Source organism: Exiguobacterium sp. E17S (assembly GCF_057772545.1).
This window is the reverse complement of record NZ_JBYLRU010000001.1, coordinates 1,759,910-1,778,341: the sequence shown is the minus strand read 5'-3', so window position 1 is coordinate 1,778,341 and position 18,432 is coordinate 1,759,910. Positions and strand designations below refer to the sequence as shown.

The following is an 18,432-nucleotide window of genomic DNA, read 5'->3' as shown; positions in this document are numbered from 1 at the left end:
TACGTGTTACTCACCCGTCCGCCGCTCATTCCACTGCCTTCCCTCCGAAGAGTTCCGTCAGTTTCCTGCGCTCGACTTGCATGTATTAGGCACGCCGCCAGCGTTCGTCCTGAGCCAGGATCAAACTCTCCATGAAGTGTTTGACTTGCTCGTTGTTGTGACCGAAGTCACGATTGACGAAGCTTGCGCTTCATTCGTTTTTGTATTCCGTAGAATACGATTTTTGCCTCATCGTTCAGTTTTCAAAGTTCGTCATTGTTTGTTTTGAAAATGGTGGGCCTAAGTGGACTCGAACCACCGACCTCACGCTTATCAGGCGTGCGCTCTAACCAGCTGAGCTATAGGCCCGTCAAAGCAAACAAAATATGGTGCACCTGAGAGATTCGAACTCCCGACCCCTTGATTCGTAGTCAAGTACTCTATCCAGCTGAGCTAAGGGTGCGATATGGTGCGGTCGAGAGGACTTGAACCTCCACGATGTTGCCACCACTAGGCCCTCAACCTAGCGCGTCTACCGATTCCGCCACGACCGCAAATATGAAATTAAAAATGGTGTGTCATGCAGGATTCGAACCTGCGACCCTCTGATTAAAAGTCAGATGCTCTACCAACTGAGCTAATGACACATAAAAACTGGGCTGGAAGGGATCGAACCTTCGCGTGCTGGAATCAAAATCCAGTGCCTTACCACTTGGCTACAGCCCAAAAATGGCGGTCCTGACGGGATTCGAACCCGCGATCTCCTGCGTGACAGGCAGGCATGTTAACCGCTACACCACAGGACCGCAATTTGAAGTTGTAAACAACTCTTTAAAAAGAAATGGTGGAGGATGACGGGATCGAACCGCCGACCCCCTGCTTGTAAGGCAGGTGCTCTCCCAGCTGAGCTAATCCTCCATATGGTGACCCGTACGGGATTCGAACCCGTGTTACCGCCGTGAAAGGGCGGTGTCTTAACCGCTTGACCAACGGGCCATATCGTAATTAATAATTATTCTCAAGAAACATTTTCACATAAGAGGTCTGGCGGAGATGGAGGGATTCGAACCCTCGCACCAGTTTCCCGGCCTACACCCTTAGCAGGGGCGCCCCTTATAGCCACTTGGGTACATCTCCAAAAGAATGGCTCCGCAAGTAGGATTTGAACCTACGACCTACCGGTTAACAGCCGGTTGCTCTACCGCTGAGCTATTGCGGAACGTTACGTTCTGTTCGGAACACTTTTATATAGTAGCAACTTTTTTTCTTTCCGTCAATGCTTTTTTAAAAAAGTTTTTAGCGACGATAAGTTGTTTAGTTGCTGTCGTTTTGACGACTTCTATAATTTATCATGCTCCGAAATGAACGTCAACTACTTTTGTAAAAAATCTTTCCACGACATCGACCACATCGATATCTTTTCGTATTCATGCGTCTTTTCCTTCTATATAATGTGCTGCATTTCTCACATTCATAAAGATAGGATTTTTTTTCGTCTTCTTGTCTTCTGGGACTGTATCGAAGCCCACCGTAGCGCTCTAACCATTCCTTGAAGTCTTGATCTTGATGACGGTGCCCCATTCCTGCTAGATGTAAATGGTAGTGACACAGTTCATGAATCACGATTCCGCGGAAGACTTTCATGTCATCGATATATCGTTTATTGAAGTCTAAATGATGATCGCCTAAGAAATAGCGACCACCTGTCGTCTTCAGCCGTGGATTAAAATAAGCTTCATGTCGAAACGGTAAGGAAAATACGTCGAGCGACAGTTGCTCGACGTATCGTTGTAATTGTTCATTCGTCATTTCGGCGAAACCAGTGTCAAACCAATGCGTCCCCGCTCTGGTTCAACATTCGTCACCCATACCGTCACGATATCCCCGACAGCGACGACATCAAGTGGATGTTTGACACGCTTACGACTGAGCTTCGAGATATGAATTAAACCATTCTCTTTCACTCCGATATCAACGAACGCACCAAAATCAAGAACATTCCGGACCGTCCCTTGGAACTCCATTCCGACTTGGATCATATCCATCGATAGAACATCTTGGCGAAGCAACGGTTTATCAAGCGCTTCCCGTGGGTCACGACCCGGACGTTGTAACGCTTCGATGATATCACGTAGTGTCGGTTCTCCGATTTCGAGCGTCTGTGCCATCTCCGGTAATGACAATGTAGACAATTGTTCCCGTACCGCATCCGTTCCAACTTGATCAAGAGTTAAGCCAAGTGTCTTAAATAGCTTCTCGACTGTTTTGTACTGCTCTGGATGAATCGGCGTCCGGTCGAGCGGATGCGTACCTTCTAGAATTCGCAAGAATCCTGCTGCCTGTTCGTAGGCTTTTGCACCAAGACGAGGAACTTTCAATAATTCCTGACGCGTCTTAAACGTCCCAAGTTCCGAGCGGCGTTCGACGATTTTTTTCGCTGTCGCCTTCGTGATTCCTGCGACATAACTCAATAGCGGTTCTGACGCTGTATTAACATCGACTCCGACTTGGTTGACGACCGTCTCGACGACAAAATCAAGTGTCTCCTTCAGTTTCGTTTGCGAGACATCATGTTGATATTGACCGACTCCGACAGACTGCGGGTCAACTTTGACAAGCTCAGCGAGTGGATCCTGCAGGCGACGTGCAATCGAAATCGCGGATCGTTGTTCAACCTGAAGCTCCGGGAACTCGGTCCGGGCAATCTCTGAAGCGGAATAAATACTCGCCCCTGCCTCGTCGACGATCGTAAAGGCGATATCTTTTTGCCCCTTCATCCAGTCCGCAACGAATGCTTCTGTTTCCCGTGAAGCTGTACCATTACCAATCGCAATCAACTCAATCCCATATGTATCGACGAGCTGCGAAAGTGTTTGACGTGCTTCTTTTGCTTTTTGCTCTGACATCGTCACGTAAATGACGCCGACTTCCTTCATTTCACCTGTCGGATCGATGACTGCCCACTTACATCCTGTCCGATAAGCCGGATCCAGTCCCAACATGACTTTCCCTTTCATCGGTGGTTGCATGTAGAGTTGGCGGAGATTCTTACCAAAGACATCAATCGCTTGGAGCTCTGCCTTTTCCGTCAGTTCATTTCGAATTTCTCGTTCGATGGCAGGAAAGACGGATTTTTTATAGCCCGTCGTGATCGCCGCTTCGACGATATCACGTTTCTTTGGCGCCAGTTGTGCGTATGAACGAAGTAATGTTGGTAAAACCTGTTGTTCCTCTAACACGACTTTCACAGAGACGATTTTCAATGCTTCCGCACGGTTGATCGCAAGAATCCGGTGCGGAACGATCTGTTGGATCCGCTCACTGTAGGCATAATACTGTGCAAAGACGCCTTTTTCATCGACTGCATCCTTTTTCTGTTTCGTGACGATTTCTGCTGAACGGCGCATTTGCTTACGAATGAACTCACGCACCGTCGCTTGTTCGCCCCACTCCTCGGCAATGATCGATTGTGCCCCAGTCAGCGCTTCTTCCGAATCCAGCCCATTGCTCAAGCGATGGAATGTCGCTTCATCATAAGCAGACTTGTCGCGGAACCAGTCAGCAAGTGGTGCAAGCCCTGCTTCCCGTGCGATTTCCGCTTTTGTCCGACGTTTTGGTCGAAATGGTAAGTAGATATCTTCGACTTGCTGTAACGTCGTCGCTTCTTCAAGTGTTCGACGAAGTTCCGGCGTCAGTGCACCTTGTTCCTCAATCTTTTCAAGGACGTCGCTCCGTCTACTTTCAAGTTGCGTTAATTGTTTATGTCGATCGAGAATCGCTTTAATCGCGACCTCATCGAGCTCACCTGTCTGTTCTTTCCGGTAGCGGGCGATGAACGGAATCGTACCGCCTTCTTCCGTCAATTGTAAGACTGCCTTCACTTGCGCAGGACGTACATTCAGTTCACTTGCGATTCTCTTTTCCATCTGCTTCACCTCTCATTCATTATACCGAAGAACGCATGGAAAAGAAAAAAGACTGACACGAGGTCAGTCTTTTGAGAATACTTCATTTGGTTCGACTTTGATCGCTTCACGTAACTTCTGTAAAGCGCGTCGTTGGAGACGGGAAACGTGCATTTGTGAAATGCCGAGTAGTTCGCCCGTTTCTTTTTGACTCATATTGCGGTAGTAGGCACATTCGAGAATCGAACGTTCGCGGTCCGTTAAGACAGCAAATGCCTTTTCAAGAATCAGACGCTGATCGACGGAGTCGTAGCCGTTTTCTTGATTCCCGACAAGATCGAGTAACGTAACGGTACTACCTTCCTGATCTGCCTCAATCGAGCTATCAACGGATAACGCTTGATAGCTTTTACCCATTTCAAGTGTTTCGAGGACTTCCTCTTCCGATACTTCAAGACGCGCCGCAATCTCATCAATGCGCGGAGAGCGTTGCAACTCCGTCGTCAACTCCTCGACTGCCTTCTTGATTTTCGGTCCGAGTTCCTTGATGCGACGTGGAACGTGAACGCTCCACGTCTTATCGCGGATGAAACGTTTGATTTCACCAATGATCGTCGGAACAGCAAACGATTCAAAACTGCGACCGAATTCCTTATCGAAGCGACGAAGCGCTGCGAGCAACCCAATCATTCCGACCTGAACGAGATCGTCATGAATCGGTCGACCACGCGAGAACTTCCGGGCCAAAGCTTCTACCAAGTCTGAATAACGCTCGAGTAATGCCGCATGCACTTCCTCATCTTGGTCGTCCTGCTGATACAAATCAATCAGTCGAAGTACTTCATCATCACTGTGATGGCGTTGTTGAGACTTTGCTGGCACTTTGACCCACCTCATCTCTATTCATATATTTTGTCATATGGACAGTGACGCCGTTCGCTTTCTCGATCGTTACTTGATCCATCAATGCTTCGATCATCAAGATGCCGAGTCCTCCTTCATGCAAGGAATCGAGATCGTGTGCATCCGTAATCGGTTCACTTTGGCGTTTGACCTCATCTTTATCGAACGTAATGCCGTTATCCTTGACGACAATCTCAAGACGATCATCCGGATAGACATTACATGTCAAGGCGATGCTACCATCTTCTTTTCCTTCGTATGCATGTTGAACAGCGTTCGCACATGCTTCTGAGACAGCGATCTTGATATCTTCGATGTCATCATACGTGTATCCCATCCGGTTCGCGACACCTGAAACCGTCAGACGGGCAATGGCTACATATTCCGGTTTTGCCGGTAATGTCATGTTTAGTTGTTCGTTCTTCATTGCGTTCCACCTCTTACACCACTATCGATTGTAATGATGCTTGAAAGACCTGTGATTTCGAATAGACGACGGATGCGTTCAGAAACGCCGACGAGCGTGAACGATGTACCGTTCTTTTTCGCTGCTTTGAGTGCTCCGACAAACACGCCGAGACCTGTCGAATCCATGTAGTGTACTTCATCCAAATGGACGACGACATCGTTTGTTTCAACTGCCGGGACTAGTTCTTGGCGAAGCTTTGGTGCTGTATACGTATCAATCTCACCTGCGATATAAAGATGCGTCTGACCGTCAAGCTGCTCTGTTTTAATTGTTAAATCCATCTTCAAGTTCCTCCTCAAGGAAAATCTGTCTATGTGGTCTTGCTATTCATCCTACCTCATCCCTTTATAAAAAGGTCACTTGGGTATGTTTCCCCGTAAAGAAAACTTTAAAACCCATTTTATAAAAAAAGAGGTCAAAAAAAGTCGCATACGCTAGTATCGACTCTTCTTGTGTTGCGCTTCTATGTAAGTGCCTAAAAATCAACCAAGCCTAAGCTGATTGCGACGGCACTATTTACTTTCATCATCGTGTCTGGATCTAGATGTGTGACTTTATCCGTTAGACGGCGTTTATCAATTGTCCGGATTTGCTCAAGTAAGATGACCGAATCACGTTCTAATCCGTGTCGCTCTCGATATACTTCCACATGGGTCGGTAGTTTGGCTTTGTCGATCTGTGCCGTGATCGCAGCCACGATGACTGTCGGGCTGAATCGGTTACCAATATCATTTTGTAGAACAAGCACGGGACGAACTCCCCCTTGTTCCGATCCGACCACAGGTGACAAATTTGCATAAAACACGTCGCCACGTTTGACTATCAAAGCTTACACCCCGCTTACTTGACGTAGGAGTGAGAACTCCGCCTCCGTTTCAATCTGGAACATTTCGCCAACGATCGATAAATTGATTGCTGCCATTTCTTCGTAACCACGCTTCAATTCCTCACGTAGCTGACGCTTGCGTTCTTCGGTCGTATGGTTCGACTTCATCCCAATCGTCTCCTTCGCTACATTTCGCTCAACAAACTGCATTTCCCGTTGTTGGACCAAGATAATGGCACCTCCAGATTCACTGAAACCTTAACGAACGACTCACTTTCTACTTCAATATATCAGTCGAATTCAGAAAATACAATCAAAATTCAAACAAATAACATATTTTTGCCATCTTATTGATGTCTTGTACGAATCATTGACGTGGAACACGCTTCGAGAATTGACAGAGAACTTCATAGTTGATCGTCCCGAGCCAATGGGCTGCTTCCTCGATCGGTGCCCCTTCTCCAATCAAGATGACTTCCGTTCCAATCGGATATTCTCGCGGTAAACGAATCATGAGCCGATCCATGCAGACACGCCCGACGATTTCGCACGGTAGACCGTCTACGATCAACGAATAACCTTGGAACTTGCGTGACCAGCCATCCGCGTAACCGATCGGAACGGTACCGATCCATTCATCCGTCGGCGCGGTATAGGTCGCTCCGTAACTGATCGTTTGACCTGGTTCAACTTGTTTGACCTGCATCAGACGACTTTTCAGTGAAAACGCTGGTTTTAGAAATTCATAATGACCTGCCATCTCATCCGACGGCATCGCCCCATATAATGCAATACCAACTCGAACGACGTTAAACGGTGCTTGACCTGCTAAGCGAATCGCTGCCGCCGAATTGGCACAGTGGACGTACCGGATATCCGGTACTAGTGCGACGTACGATAAAAACGTCTTGAGCTGGCGTTCAAACAACCGACTACTCAGCTCATCAGCAGTTGCGAAATGCGTATAGATCCCTTCGAGTTCAACGAGATCATCATCACACTCAACAAGAATTCGCTTCAACTCATCGACATGTTGCAATCCGAGTCGCCCCATTCCCGTATCGACTTTGATATGCAAGCGGAGATGATCGACTTCCGTCAAATGACGTTTCGCTTCCTGAAGCCAATCGGCTGAAAAGACAGGAACGGCGACATCATAATTCGAAGCGACTGGTGCATGTTCCGGTAGTAAGGCTTCAAGCATCAGAATCGGTGCTTGGATGCCCGCTTCGCGTAACTCAATCGCTTCTTCGAGGAGTGCGACAGCGAGTAAGTCGGCTCCGTTCTCAAGAGCGATCTCAGCGACTGTCACTGCCCCGTGACCATAGCCGTCCGCTTTGACGACCGCCATCACCTGTTGTTCACCCATCCGTGTTTTAATTTCGCGTATATTATGTGCGATCGCTTCCCGATCGATTTCAATCCAAGTTGGTCGGTACATCCCATTCCCTCTTCTCTAATAAGACTTGCGCAGATGCATAATGCTCTGAATGTGTGATCGAGACGTGGATGACGCCATCGAATGGTCCACTCATGATCGGTCGCCCTGTCTCATCGTTTAAAATTTCAACATCTTGCCAAGAGACTTCTTTTCCGACGCCGGTTCCGAATGCTTTGACGAACGCTTCCTTTGCGGCGAAACGTCCAGCAAGATACTCGATGCGACGGTGTCCCGAGAGCGATTGAAATCGTTCCTGCTCTGCCTGTGTTAAGATTCTCTCGGCAAAACGTGGCTGTCGCTCGAGCGTTTGCATGATTCGATTCAGTTCGACCAAATCGATTCCAATTCCATAAATCATCCGAGACGCCTCCACAGTTCTATTCTTCGCCATCTTCATATAGAATGAAGATGAAGCGAGGTGTTGTCATGTTTAGTCGAACGGAAAACCTACAAACGTTCACACGTTCTTATCCGGTCGTTTCGTTGTTCATTTTAATCCAAGTCGCCCTGTTTGTCATCGAACAGTTGGGCCCACTCCTTAACCTGACATTCTCTCCTCTAAATGCAGGGGCATCCATCAATCTCTTAATCGAGCAAGGTGAATGGTGGCGTGTCGTCACAGCAACGTTCTTGCATTACGATTTTTGGCACATTGCGTTCAATACGTTTGCTCTCGTCATCTTCGCTCCACCGCTTGAGCGGATGATCGGACATGGTCGATTTGCAGCCTTTTACTTGCTCGTTGGTACGCTTGCAAACATCTTGACGTACTTCACGAAAATCAATGAACCGTTTTATGGTCAAGCTGGAGCATCGGGTGCCATTCTTGGTTTGCTTGGTTTTTATGTCTACTTGAGTCGATTCAAGCGGACGGTCATCCTAGCAGATGATACACGTCTTGTGTATATCTTTACTGCGGTCACGGCAGTCTTTACGTTGCTCGGATCGAACGTTGCTGTCTTTGGTCATTTGTACGGTTTCGTCCTCGGATTCCTCTTCGGGTTCGTCTTTGGTAATCGTGCCGTTCCATTCACACGTCCGTTTCAAACCGGTCGTCGTTCGAGCGGTGGACCTGTCTTCGTAAGCGGTTCTGGTCAACTCGGTCGGATCTTCTTCTATATCATCATCGCGTTTGCCGTACTCGGATTATTCTTCCGCTACTTGTAAACCAGCATACAAAAAGGACTCCGCTACACTCGCGAGTCCTTTTTTGCTTATTTGCGAAGTACTTCTGCTAAGTCCTTCACGTCGTCAATCAGATTATGGATTGTCTCCTGATTATCCGTATAGAGTGCTTTTAGTTCCTCAAAGCGCCCTTTTGGATCTTGTTTGACAGCAGACAATTGTGTTCCTGCGCCGCTGAATGTCCGTTTCACTGCTGCAAACTGCGCTTGGCGCGTATCTTTATGCAGTAGTGATAAAGTAGCGCCGACAAGTGCGCCACCAAGTGTTGCTACGACAAAATAGTTCTTCTTCATCTGTTAGTCCCCCTGCATCTCACTCATTTGTTGGTGGTACGATTTGATACCGTTTCATGACGGGAGAAGGCGCGAACGACTTCCCTGCCTCTTCAGCATACTGGTCTACCGTAAGACGTTCAACTGATTTTGCATAACGAGCTCCGTCCCCTGTCTCTTGGAACTGAATCAATAAGGCAAGATCCGTTCCCTTCTCGACACGTCCAATCCGAAATGCCTGGAAGCCACCATATTCTGCTCCGATGACTTTCGGATTCGACATCACTTGATGTACGAATAGATCCCCGCTATTTTGATCTGCCGGAATCGACCAGTAGAAGAGACTGCCTTCGTCCGAAAAATTGCCACGTGATTCGAGCAACGTATAGGTATTGCCACTTTGAAAAGGTGATTTCGAGTCCGTCTCCATCCAGAGGATGGCATCGCCGCTTCCGCTAGCGACACGAATATGAGCATCACGGGAACGAATTTGTTCAACGAACGAACCGCTACCGAATGTAATCGAAAGTTTAGATGGCATCACAGGCCTCCGCAAGTTGAAAGTCTTTTTCCGTCAATCCGTTTTCATCATGAGTCGTCGCTGCAAGTGTGACGTTCTTATAGTCGATCACGATTCGTGGATGATGATTCAAGTTTTCAGCGATACTTCCGACTTCCTGTACGAAATCCAGTGCCGCAGGAAACGATGCAAGTGTATAAGTCCGGACGATTTCATCATCCACGACACTCCAATCTTGCAACCGCTCAAGACGCTCTTCCACTTCATACTCATTCAACCTAGCCATCCCTTTCTCCTCCTCTACTATCATTTTCGTCCTATACCTTATACCCCATTCTTTTACTTCTCTATACCTGTTTGTATCCGATTTCTTCCTTTTGCCTTCTGTGTGAGATAGAGTACAATGTGAAAGAGAACACTAATTCAAAATCGGAAAGGGGCTTACGCATATGCGCGCTCTGATTGTCATTGATTACACGATCGATTTCGTTGCTGACGAAGGAAAGCTGACTTGTGGAAAACCAGGACAAGCGATTGAAGATCGAATTGCTACGTTGATGGAGGAGTTTTCAACGGAAGACTACGTCGTCATCGCCAACGATATTCACGAAGAAGGCGATACATTCCACCCGGAAACCGTCCTCTTCCCGCCACATAATATCCGTGGAACACATGGACGTGATCTGTTCGGGAAAGTCGCTGCCATGGCACGGGTCGCCGATCACGTCATCGACAAGACGCGTTATAGTGCGTTTGCCGGGACGGACCTTGATTTACGCTTGCGTGAACGCGATATCCGCGAAGTCCACCTCGTCGGTGTCTGTACGGACATTTGTGTCCTTCATACAGCTGTCGATGCCTACAATCTCGGGTATCGTATCGTCGTCCATGCCGATGCGGTCGCAAGCTTTAACGCGACTGGTCACGAGTGGGCGCTTACACATTTTAAACAATCGATCGGCGCAGAAGTCGTCGGCGAATAAGAAGGGATCTGTCCGTCATGTTACAACGTAATCTTGCACTCCATACCGATCTGTACTTACCACGGTGGATGTATATCTATTGGAAAGAAGGACGTCATAATGAACGTGCCGTCTTTGATGTTTACTACCGTTCGAATCCGTTCGCAGGAGGCTATGTCGTCTTTGCGGGTCTCGAAAATATCATCGAGTATATTCAAACACTCCGTTTCACGGAAGAAGATATCACGTACTTGCAAGAGATGATTGGCTTCCCGGATGAGTTCAAGGATGAACTGCGTCAGTTCAAGTTCAATGGCTCAATCTCAAGTGTCAAAGAAGGCGAAATCGTCTTCCCGAACGAACCACTGATTCGGATCGAGGCACGCATCTTTGAAGCGAAGCTCTTACAGACCGCGATTCTGAACATCGCGAACCACGAATCGCTCATCGCGACGAAGTACGCACGTATTCGTCAATCGGCTCCCCGAGCGAAGTTCCTCGAAGCTGGTGCCCGTCGCGCGCAAGGCATCGATGCCGCTTACTTCGGTACGCGTGCTTCGTACCTGGCTGGTTTTGACGTCACAAGCCTTGCTTCAGCAGGACGCGACTTCGGCATTCCGTGTGGTGGAACGATGGAACATGCCGACATTCAATTCCACGATGACGAATTGACGGCATTCCGGACATTCGCTTCTCATTATCCGGATCAGGCGACATTACTCGTCGATACGTACGATACGCTCAAGAGTGGTCTTCCGAATGCCATCACGGTTGCGAAGGAGCTCCAAGCCAAAGGGCATAAACTACGTGGCATCCGAATCGATTCTGGCGACTTATCTTACTTGTCAAAACGTGCCCGTAACATGCTGGACGAAGCCGGCTTCCCGGAAGTCGACATCGTCTTATCAGGGGACCTCGATGAGTACGTCATCCAGGACTTACGCATCCAAGGTGCCCAAGCCAATACGTTCCTCGTCGGAACACGCGGTATCACAGCCTACGAACAACCAGCTCTTGGAATGGTCTATAAACTGGTCGCGCGTGAAGTAGATGGCGAGCTCGTACCCGTCATTAAAGTATCCTCGTCAAAAGCAAAAACGACGACGCCCCATATCAAGGAAGTGTATCGCATCATCGATCCGGTGACGGATAAGTTCAAAGGCGATTACGTGACGTTGATGGACGAAGATCCGTCGACACTTGAAGCTGTCGATCTCATCGACGTCCGGGACCCATCGTTCCGAAATCGCATCGAACAGTTCAAGGTCGAACGGTTACTTGAACCAATCTTCAAAGATGGAGAACTGGTCTATACGGTTCCGACGATCGAAGAGAGCCGCCACTTCCACGAAACACAGATCGGTCGTCTGTGGGAAGAGTACAAACGGCTGCGTTTGCCAGAGATTTATGCTGTCACATTCAGCGATCGTCTCTGGAAGCTCAAACTCGACATGATTCGGGATACTCGACTGGCAAGTGGATTAAAATAAAACGCCAAAAAGCGCCGTTCTTCCTCCATCGGAATGAACGGCGCTTTTTCTCATGTTAATCCTGCTTCGTTTCCGACAGGTGTCATTTCTGTTGGCGCTTGTTCCATCTTCTTACGAAAGTACCATGCGAAGCCAAGTGCACCTCCGATGAAGACGATATACGTGATGCGTTGACCGAATTCAGCTAAGGAATCCGCGTAGAAAATACTGATTAAATGATCACTTCCACTAATGAGTAGCAAACAGGCAATCAGGAGCGCAATGCGATATGCAAGCGTCGGGCGGTCTGTCGGTTCAGCATGCCAATACATGATGATATGGTGGGCAAGTAGAACGATACCCAGGATTCCTAATATTCCAATGAGTACTTGCGGCATAATGAACGATCCTCCTGTTTAGTAGTATCTAGTCTTATTTAAACATAGTTCATACGAATTTCGTCAGGAAAAGTTTCCCGTCTTACATTCCTCACGGTATACTGTAGGAAAATCGTAAGCGATCAAGGGAGGGCATTTTTTCATGAAAACCTTTAAGTTATGCACATTACGCATTTTAATGGATGAGTCAGGACGTGATACGACGATTCCCGTCGCCATTCAGGACGGATTGACGGTCAGTACCGAACAGACGGCACAGTGGGTTGCAGAAATCGTCGTTCCTCCAACGGATCAGCCGATCGTCGATGAATTGTTCACAAAACATTTACGTGCTTTGATTGAAATCACGATCTCACGACCTGATAATGACCCTGCCGCGATGATCGTCACGCCTCTCGAACGGACTGTCTTAAGCGAAAACGTCTCGTATGTCTTCACGGGTAAAATGGTCATGATGAAAAATGATTTATCTGAATCGATTTTACGCGAAGTCGTCGAAGATGGATTCGCTGGCGAAGAACTCGTTCAAGAGTATAAGGATCGTCGTTCGAAACGTGGCGCCCATATCACAAGCATCGCTAAAGAAACATTCAAGCAATATTTGACAGAGCATCCGAACACACCCGTTTCTTAAGGTTTTTCGACCTCATCCGTGATGTGATCCGCTACGTTGATTCGGTCAATCGTATAGTGATCCGTATGCTGGATATAATTCGCACACGCGTTTTTCAAAGGTGTCCGGTAACTGAACGTCTCATCAATCGATGATAAGGCTGCCTTGATCGTATGCGAGTGACAGACGATTAGAATTCGTTTCCCCTCATACATGCGTGTCACTTCCTGTAGCGCCTCGAACACGCGGTCCTGGATGGCTTGTTCCGTTTCAAGACCTGGTACAAGTGTCGTATCGTTCGCTTGAACGGCTTCGTAAATCGCTGCGACCGGTTCACCGGAAGCGGCTCCGAATTCGCGTTCGACGAGTCTCTCGTCTGTCGCCGTAATCGTCAAACCGACAGCACGCCCGATGATTTCCGCTGTCTCAACAGCACGGGACAACGGACTTGCTAATAAGATATCCCATTTTTCATTCGCTAGATAAGCGGCGCTGAGTTCCGCTTGTCTTCTTCCTGTTGCATTCAACGGTATATCTTCTCTTCCTTGAATCCGTTCGTTTAAGTTCCAATCCGTCTGACCATGCCGCACTAAACAAATTTCAGTCATGTCTCTGTCTCCCTCATTTAAGAAATATGACTGATTGTATCATGTTTTCCATTCGGAAGTTGTCGCGGTGGCAACAGTAGCACCTGACAGGTGAAACGTTCAATTCGTTCGAGCAATCGCTCGATCTTCAATGGATTTTCCGTCTGAGCAAAACTGGCAAGCGAATGGGTACCGTTCGGAAAAGAAAATAAACGGACATCAGCTCCGACATCCGCTCCCTTCTCAACGAAATGCAAGGCTTGAGAAAACGGAACAATCGGATCTTTTTTCCCATGCAAGAGCATGATGGGCGGGGCATCCGACGATAAATGTGTGACAGGTGAGACGTGCGTCATCAGCTTTCGCCATTCTTCTCGTCCCCCCTTGTAGAACTTAATGTGGGCAATCCAAGTCTGAATGAAATTAAACAACAAAAAGTTCGTCGGTGGATATAAAGCGATCACACCACTGATCAATGGCATGTGGCGCTCATCACGCTCACCAACGAAAGCAGATGGGGCAAGTGCCGTCGTCAGCATGAGTGCGGCTCCGGCTGAGTCTCCCCATACCATCATCCGTCCTCTTAGAATGCGAAGACCCTCTGCTTCCTTATTCAAAAAACATAACGCATCCCGTACATCTTCGAGGTTATCCGGAAAATAACTGCCCTCTTCGAACAAACGATACTCAATACTACAGACGGCAACTCCGAGTTCAAGCAGACGGTCGACGATTGGACTAAAGCAGAACATGTCATCGCGCTCTCCACGAACGAATGCACCACCGTGTGCATAGATGGCAACTGGAAACGGTCCTTCTCCCGGTGGATAATAGAGATCGAGCTGTAAGATGCGGTTTCCCACCTGTTTGTAGGTGAGCGTCCGCGGTGCAAGTTGTTTTTCAGTGAGTGGCAAGGCGGGTTCGGTCCATCGAAGCAATGCACCCCGATGCTGACGCCGATGCGGATGCGGATGCTGACGCCGATGCGGACGCCGATGCCGATGCTGACGCTGACGCTGATGCCGACGCTGATGCGGATGCGGATCAAGATAATGATGGTGACAATGATAATAACAATGGTGGAGACAAGGGCAACGACAACGATAATGGTGGGAAAGAGGATCCAGACAACGTCTCGAATCCGAACGATGACAACGACAATGACAATGTTATCATCCCGATTCCAGTCGTCACGCCACCAACGACTCCACCAGGAAATGGTCCGGGTGTCACACCAACTCCTGGAACGAGCCCTGTCTCAGGTCCGAACGTCAAGCCAGCTCCTTCGACTGGCGCTGTAAATGGACCAAGCGTCAAGCCGACATTGCCAGCGAACACAGTCAGTGCACCGATCAATAAATCACCACTCGTTTCAAAACCGATCACTCAACCGGTGAAACGCATCGTCGGTGGTACCTTACCGAACACTTCGGAGAATCTGTTCTTGATCACCCTCATGGGAATGCTCGCGACAGCTGCCGGATTGTTCACGAAATTGTTCCGTCGCCGTCCACAAGAGTAAGTCATGCTGTAGTTAATCGTAGTGGGGCCATCTGTGCCTCACTGCGATTCATCCTTTTAGAATAGGAGTGAAGCTGAACATGGATCTGCTCAACCGATTCACCGCTGCCATGGATGTACTGGAACAACACATGAAGACCGATGATATCTACTACTGGAATCGTCAGATGATGTTATTCGTCTCACTCGGACAAGCATCGGAGCGAGCCCGTGTCGTTCGATTCCAAGGTAAAGGGCTACAATCCGTAAAAGATCAAGCACGCAATTGGCTCCGCCAACAACCAGAAGTAGCGTGGTTGAAGCTCGACATCGCCCGAAACTTTGAGGCACTCTCGTTTGAGACCTTAAACGAGCGAGTGAAAGACACACGGAAAAATTACTTCCGGTACGGAATCACGTTTGATCGTAAGATGCAATGTGCCTATCTAGAAGAAGAACTGAATGGAAATGCCGTTTTCACAAAAGATCCGACGCATCAAGAACTACACATCAATCTAACGAACTTGAGCAATTATGCGCACCAACAAGGGCGGACGGAGCGGATTGCCTTTCAACCGACAAGTCCATGCCTCCTCTTTGATACACTCGGTGTCTTCGCAGACGAAACACCATATGTACTTGAAGTCATACGTGATGTCGAAAAAATCCGTGAGACGACAAGTCCACTTCCTTCTGAAATCAAGACGATCGTCGCCCAGTCGAGTGAGTATCTTGCTCGCCAAGTCCGGGCGAATGGTCGCTTCCAATATGGTTATTTTCCCTGCTTTGATAAACCGATCAAGTTCTATAACAGCTTACGTCATGCAAGTACACTCTATTCGATGATTGAAGCATATCGACTGACACCAAGCGAACGATTACACCAAGCAATCGACCGAGCAAAACGTTATTTGGTCGAGGAGCTGATCGTACATGAAGGGGAGCGTTCCTTCGTGCTTGATCGCGAATCAAACGAAATCAAACTCGGCGCGAATGCTGCAGCGATCTTAGCATTGACGGAATACATGCAGACGTTTCAGATGACGGAGGATCTACGACTTAGTCAACGACTCGCAGCCGGCATTCTTTCACTGCAACAACCATCAGGTCAATACCTGCATGTACTCGAGTACCCGTCGTTTACGTTGAAGGATGCCTTTCGGATCATCTACTACGAAGGAGAAGCGACGTACGCCTTGATGCGGCTATACGCACTCGATTCCAATCCACGTTGGCTCGACAGTGTCGTCCAGTCATTCGAGCATTTCATCGCTAAATCGTACTGGAAGTTCCACGATCACTGGTTGAGCTACAGTGCGAATGAGTTGACGAAATGGTTGCCGGAAGCGCGTTACTTCCAGTTTGGTCTCAAGAATATCTCCACGAAACTCGACTTCATTCATCACCGGGAGACGACGTATCCGACGTTCCTTGAACTGATGCTTGCGGCACGCGAGATGATTGACCGGATCGAAGCGCTCGGACGAGCCGACTTGTTAGCTGATTTTCCGCTCGACTGGCTCGACCAGACGATTGAACGACGGATGATTTATCAGCGAAACGGCTTTTTCTATCCGGAAGTCGCAATGTATATGAAGAAACCCGATCGGATTCTCGGAAGTTTTTATATCCGGCACCACTCGATGCGGGTTCGGATCGATGACGTCGAGCATAACTTATCTGGGTATTGCCGGGCATGGACACGAATGCTGAAGGAGGTGCCGTCATGATGCGACGCGTATCAACGCTGTTACTCGTCATCGGACTTGCCTTACTTGGATACGTCGGGTATCAAAAACTGACGGTCCAGCAAACCTTGACGACGGAACTCGCAAAAGCAAAAGATGTCGTGCAGGCGGAAGAAACGTCATCGACGACATCAAAATCAGCAGCAACGAGCAAACCATCAAAGGAGAAGACGGAGGACGTCCTCTTTCAAACCGGTGAGACGGTCGGTTATTTAAAAGTGCCGTCACTTGAGATGGAGTTACCGGTGCTTGAAGGTGTCGATGATGCGACACTCGCAAAAGGCGTCGGACATCATCCGGAGACGGCCTTTCCAGGTCAAGGCGACCGGATTTTCCTCGCCGGGCATAACGATACGACATTCTCGAAAATCAGTAAGTTGAAGAAGGGCGATGAGGTCGTCCTCTATCTCGCGAACGGGTCCTATCGCTACGTCATGCAATCGAGCGAGATTGTCGATTACAAAGACACGCGGGTCCTTGAGTCAACGAAGCAGGAGTCGCTCGTCGTCTCGACCTGTTATCCGTTTTATAACGTCACGGACAGTACGGAACGGTATTTGATCTACTTTGAACCCGTCGAGGAGGATGCGTCATGACACGAATCGGAATTTTACGCTTGAACGAGAATCCGCAGTTTCGCGATAAGATTGCCTGCGTCATCGGTGCCTCGATGGGCGTTGACATCTTCTTTTTCCGACCGCGCGATGTCGACTTCGAAAATCGGACGATCCGCGGACTCTTCTTTGACGAAGATGCCTGGCACCCAGGTATGTATGAATTTCCGGACGTCATCTACAATCATTTGCCGCTCAGTGATGCAGATAAGGAATTGTTTAATCGACTTGCAGCCGAGATTCCCTTTACGACGCACCGGATTGGCAATAAAAACGTCGTCTTACGTCAACTCGCGCAAGAAGGATCGTTTCAGGATGTCTTGATTCCGATGCACCGGGTAAAGAAAGGAAAGGCGATTTTCCCGCTGATTGAAAAGTACGGAAAAATCGTCTTCAAGCCGGCGAACGGAAAACAAGGGCAACGGATTTATACGATCGAACCAGAGGGAGACCAGTACCGGTTCAGCCATCTGCTCGAGTCGACCGTCTGTTCGACAGGGGAATTGATTAGCCGCATCGAAGAAGAGACGAGACGGAATCCGATGATCGTCCAGCCGTTCATTGCCTCACAAACGATCCATGGGCATTCGTATTGCATGCGGATCCATGTCGCGAAGGGAGCGAACGGTCGATGGAAACTCGTCAAATATTTTCCGTTCGTCAGCAACAATCACCAAGAATCGGTCAGCCATCTCAGTCACGGAGCGTTCTCGACGACGCGGATGGACATCTTCATGAAGCAGAACTATCCGGATCAACATGAAGCGATTTCGCGACGGATCGTTGACTTTGCGCGACGGTTCCCGGCTTATTTCGAATCGTTTTATGCCTACCCGCTCGATGCGCTCGGGATCGATGTCGGGATCGGGGCGGATGGGAAAATCTATCTCTATGAGGTCAACAGCTTGCCTGGTACGCGCTACGTCGAGTTTCAGGCAGAGTATCTCGCGGTCCAGTATTGCCAGTACCTTGCGACACATGGGCGTCCCGGTGTACATGGGCTCGATCGGGGATGGATGAAGGAACGGATCGAGGCTTAGA

23 protein-coding genes, 10 tRNA genes and 1 rRNA gene are annotated in these 18,432 nt (G+C 48.6%); 8 read left to right on the top strand and 26 right to left on the bottom strand.

Features of this window, described 5'->3' with window-relative positions:
- The 20 genes from AC3B4V_RS09185 to acpS all read right to left on the bottom strand — a co-directional run.
- A 16S ribosomal RNA gene (locus AC3B4V_RS09185) occupies positions 1-136 on the bottom strand; the annotation flags it as partial.
- A 135-nt stretch (positions 137-271) separates the two neighbouring features.
- Positions 272-348 (bottom strand) — tRNA-Ile (locus tag AC3B4V_RS09180).
- 18 nt (positions 349-366) lie between these two features.
- Positions 367-442: transfer RNA gene (locus AC3B4V_RS09175), tRNA-Arg, on the bottom strand.
- Positions 443-446: 4 nt separating this feature from the next.
- Positions 447-533: transfer RNA gene (locus AC3B4V_RS09170), tRNA-Leu, on the bottom strand.
- Positions 534-550: 17 nt separating this feature from the next.
- Positions 551-626: transfer RNA gene (locus AC3B4V_RS09165), tRNA-Lys, on the bottom strand.
- A 7-nt stretch (positions 627-633) separates the two neighbouring features.
- A tRNA-Gln gene (locus tag AC3B4V_RS09160) sits at positions 634-705 on the bottom strand.
- 4 nt (positions 706-709) lie between these two features.
- Positions 710-785: transfer RNA gene (locus AC3B4V_RS09155), tRNA-Asp, on the bottom strand.
- A 36-nt stretch (positions 786-821) separates the two neighbouring features.
- Positions 822-897, bottom strand: a tRNA-Val gene (locus AC3B4V_RS09150).
- Positions 898-900: 3 nt separating this feature from the next.
- Positions 901-975, bottom strand: a tRNA-Glu gene (locus AC3B4V_RS09145).
- Positions 976-1,024: 49 nt separating this feature from the next.
- Positions 1,025-1,116: transfer RNA gene (locus tag AC3B4V_RS09140), tRNA-Ser, on the bottom strand.
- A gap of 7 nt (positions 1,117-1,123) precedes the next feature.
- Positions 1,124-1,198: transfer RNA gene (locus AC3B4V_RS09135), tRNA-Asn, on the bottom strand.
- A gap of 149 nt (positions 1,199-1,347) precedes the next feature.
- A complete protein-coding gene (locus AC3B4V_RS09130; protein ID WP_488378210.1) occupies positions 1,348-1,788 on the bottom strand; it encodes a SprT family protein in 441 nt (146 codons plus the stop codon).
- Positions 1,785-3,905: a Tex family protein gene (locus AC3B4V_RS09125; protein WP_488378209.1), complete on the bottom strand. Its 2,121-nt coding sequence runs from the start codon at positions 3,903-3,905 to the stop codon at positions 1,785-1,787. Before AC3B4V_RS09125 ends, AC3B4V_RS09130 begins: the two co-directional genes overlap by 4 nt.
- 63 nt (positions 3,906-3,968) lie before the next feature.
- Positions 3,969-4,766: an RNA polymerase sigma factor SigB gene (gene sigB / locus AC3B4V_RS09120; protein ID WP_023469620.1), complete on the bottom strand. Its 798-nt coding sequence runs from the start codon at positions 4,764-4,766 to the stop codon at positions 3,969-3,971.
- Positions 4,732-5,214: an anti-sigma B factor RsbW gene (gene rsbW / locus AC3B4V_RS09115; protein WP_023469621.1), complete on the bottom strand. Its 483-nt coding sequence runs from the start codon at positions 5,212-5,214 to the stop codon at positions 4,732-4,734. The genes sigB and rsbW overlap by 35 nt, the downstream gene beginning before the upstream one ends.
- Complete coding sequence (locus tag AC3B4V_RS09110; RefSeq protein WP_023469622.1) at positions 5,211-5,537, bottom strand: STAS domain-containing protein; 327 nt, start codon at positions 5,535-5,537, stop codon at positions 5,211-5,213. Before AC3B4V_RS09110 ends, rsbW begins: the two co-directional genes overlap by 4 nt.
- A 194-nt stretch (positions 5,538-5,731) precedes the next feature.
- Complete coding sequence (locus tag AC3B4V_RS09105) at positions 5,732-6,082, bottom strand: type II toxin-antitoxin system PemK/MazF family toxin (protein WP_023469623.1); 351 nt, start codon at positions 6,080-6,082, stop codon at positions 5,732-5,734.
- Between the two features lie 3 nt (positions 6,083-6,085).
- On the bottom strand, positions 6,086-6,310 hold the full coding sequence (locus AC3B4V_RS09100; protein WP_023469624.1) for a hypothetical protein: 225 nt from the start codon (positions 6,308-6,310) through the stop codon (positions 6,086-6,088).
- A gap of 139 nt (positions 6,311-6,449) precedes the next feature.
- Positions 6,450-7,523: an alanine racemase gene (gene alr, locus AC3B4V_RS09095; RefSeq protein ID WP_488378208.1), complete on the bottom strand. Its 1,074-nt coding sequence runs from the start codon at positions 7,521-7,523 to the stop codon at positions 6,450-6,452.
- On the bottom strand, positions 7,501-7,881 hold the full coding sequence (gene acpS / locus AC3B4V_RS09090) for a holo-ACP synthase (RefSeq protein ID WP_488378207.1): 381 nt from the start codon (positions 7,879-7,881) through the stop codon (positions 7,501-7,503). The genes alr and acpS overlap by 23 nt, the downstream gene beginning before the upstream one ends.
- A 68-nt stretch (positions 7,882-7,949) precedes the next feature.
- Between acpS and AC3B4V_RS09085 the strand changes: the two genes are divergently transcribed.
- The gene (locus tag AC3B4V_RS09085; protein WP_064300646.1) at positions 7,950-8,690 is read left to right on the top strand and encodes a rhomboid family intramembrane serine protease; all 741 of its coding nucleotides are present in this window, start codon (positions 7,950-7,952) and stop codon (positions 8,688-8,690) included.
- 47 nt (positions 8,691-8,737) lie between these two features.
- Here the strand turns inward: AC3B4V_RS09085 and AC3B4V_RS09080 are convergent, their stop codons facing one another.
- Genes AC3B4V_RS09080 through AC3B4V_RS09070 form a run of 3 tightly spaced genes read right to left on the bottom strand, consistent with a single transcriptional unit; the run spans position 8,738 to position 9,786 of the window.
- Positions 8,738-9,001, bottom strand: a complete 264-nt coding sequence (locus AC3B4V_RS09080; RefSeq protein ID WP_023469628.1) for a hypothetical protein — start codon at positions 8,999-9,001, stop codon at positions 8,738-8,740.
- Between the two features lie 19 nt (positions 9,002-9,020).
- The gene (locus AC3B4V_RS09075; RefSeq protein ID WP_023469629.1) at positions 9,021-9,521 is read right to left on the bottom strand and encodes a hypothetical protein; all 501 of its coding nucleotides are present in this window, start codon (positions 9,519-9,521) and stop codon (positions 9,021-9,023) included.
- Positions 9,511-9,786, bottom strand: coding sequence for a 4a-hydroxytetrahydrobiopterin dehydratase (locus AC3B4V_RS09070; RefSeq protein ID WP_023469630.1), 276 nt, complete (start codon positions 9,784-9,786; stop codon positions 9,511-9,513). The genes AC3B4V_RS09075 and AC3B4V_RS09070 overlap by 11 nt, the downstream gene beginning before the upstream one ends.
- A 163-nt stretch (positions 9,787-9,949) precedes the next feature.
- On the opposite strand from AC3B4V_RS09070, the gene AC3B4V_RS09065 reads away from it, so the two are divergent.
- Both AC3B4V_RS09065 and AC3B4V_RS09060 read left to right on the top strand, forming a co-directional pair.
- Complete coding sequence (locus AC3B4V_RS09065; protein ID WP_488378206.1) at positions 9,950-10,483, top strand: cysteine hydrolase family protein; 534 nt, start codon at positions 9,950-9,952, stop codon at positions 10,481-10,483.
- A 17-nt stretch (positions 10,484-10,500) separates the two neighbouring features.
- Positions 10,501-11,952 carry a nicotinate phosphoribosyltransferase gene (locus tag AC3B4V_RS09060; protein WP_488378205.1) on the top strand — a complete coding sequence of 484 codons (1,452 nt, stop codon included), beginning with the start codon at positions 10,501-10,503 and terminating at the stop codon, positions 11,950-11,952.
- 50 nt (positions 11,953-12,002) lie between these two features.
- Here the strand turns inward: AC3B4V_RS09060 and AC3B4V_RS09055 are convergent, their stop codons facing one another.
- Entirely contained in the window at positions 12,003-12,329 is a 327-nt protein-coding gene (locus AC3B4V_RS09055) for a hypothetical protein (RefSeq protein ID WP_029342848.1), read from the bottom strand.
- A 142-nt stretch (positions 12,330-12,471) separates the two neighbouring features.
- Between AC3B4V_RS09055 and AC3B4V_RS09050 the strand changes: the two genes are divergently transcribed.
- Positions 12,472-12,963 (top strand): YwpF family protein, encoded by a 492-nt coding sequence (locus tag AC3B4V_RS09050; protein ID WP_023469634.1) that lies wholly within the window; start codon positions 12,472-12,474, stop codon positions 12,961-12,963.
- Here the strand turns inward: AC3B4V_RS09050 and AC3B4V_RS09045 are convergent.
- Complete coding sequence (locus AC3B4V_RS09045) at positions 12,960-13,550, bottom strand: histidine phosphatase family protein (RefSeq protein WP_488378204.1); 591 nt, start codon at positions 13,548-13,550, stop codon at positions 12,960-12,962. The genes AC3B4V_RS09050 and AC3B4V_RS09045 overlap by 4 nt on opposite strands.
- Positions 13,551-13,567: 17 nt before the next feature.
- On the bottom strand, positions 13,568-14,443 hold the full coding sequence (locus AC3B4V_RS09040) for an alpha/beta hydrolase (RefSeq protein ID WP_488378203.1): 876 nt from the start codon (positions 14,441-14,443) through the stop codon (positions 13,568-13,570).
- Positions 14,444-14,466: 23 nt separating this feature from the next.
- Between AC3B4V_RS09040 and AC3B4V_RS09035 the strand changes: the two genes are divergently transcribed.
- The 4 genes from AC3B4V_RS09035 (at position 14,467) to AC3B4V_RS09020 (ending at position 18,431) form a co-directional block, all read left to right on the top strand.
- Positions 14,467-15,051, top strand: coding sequence for an LPXTG cell wall anchor domain-containing protein (locus AC3B4V_RS09035; RefSeq protein ID WP_488378202.1), 585 nt, complete (start codon positions 14,467-14,469; stop codon positions 15,049-15,051).
- A gap of 79 nt (positions 15,052-15,130) precedes the next feature.
- Positions 15,131-16,759: a hypothetical protein gene (locus AC3B4V_RS09030; RefSeq protein ID WP_488378201.1), complete on the top strand. Its 1,629-nt coding sequence runs from the start codon at positions 15,131-15,133 to the stop codon at positions 16,757-16,759.
- Positions 16,756-17,373, top strand: a complete 618-nt coding sequence (locus AC3B4V_RS09025) for a class D sortase (protein ID WP_488378200.1) — start codon at positions 16,756-16,758, stop codon at positions 17,371-17,373. Before AC3B4V_RS09030 ends, AC3B4V_RS09025 begins: the two co-directional genes overlap by 4 nt.
- Positions 17,370-18,431, top strand: coding sequence for a YheC/YheD family protein (locus AC3B4V_RS09020; RefSeq protein WP_488378199.1), 1,062 nt, complete (start codon positions 17,370-17,372; stop codon positions 18,429-18,431). Before AC3B4V_RS09025 ends, AC3B4V_RS09020 begins: the two co-directional genes overlap by 4 nt.
- Position 18,432 lies beyond the last annotated feature (1 nt).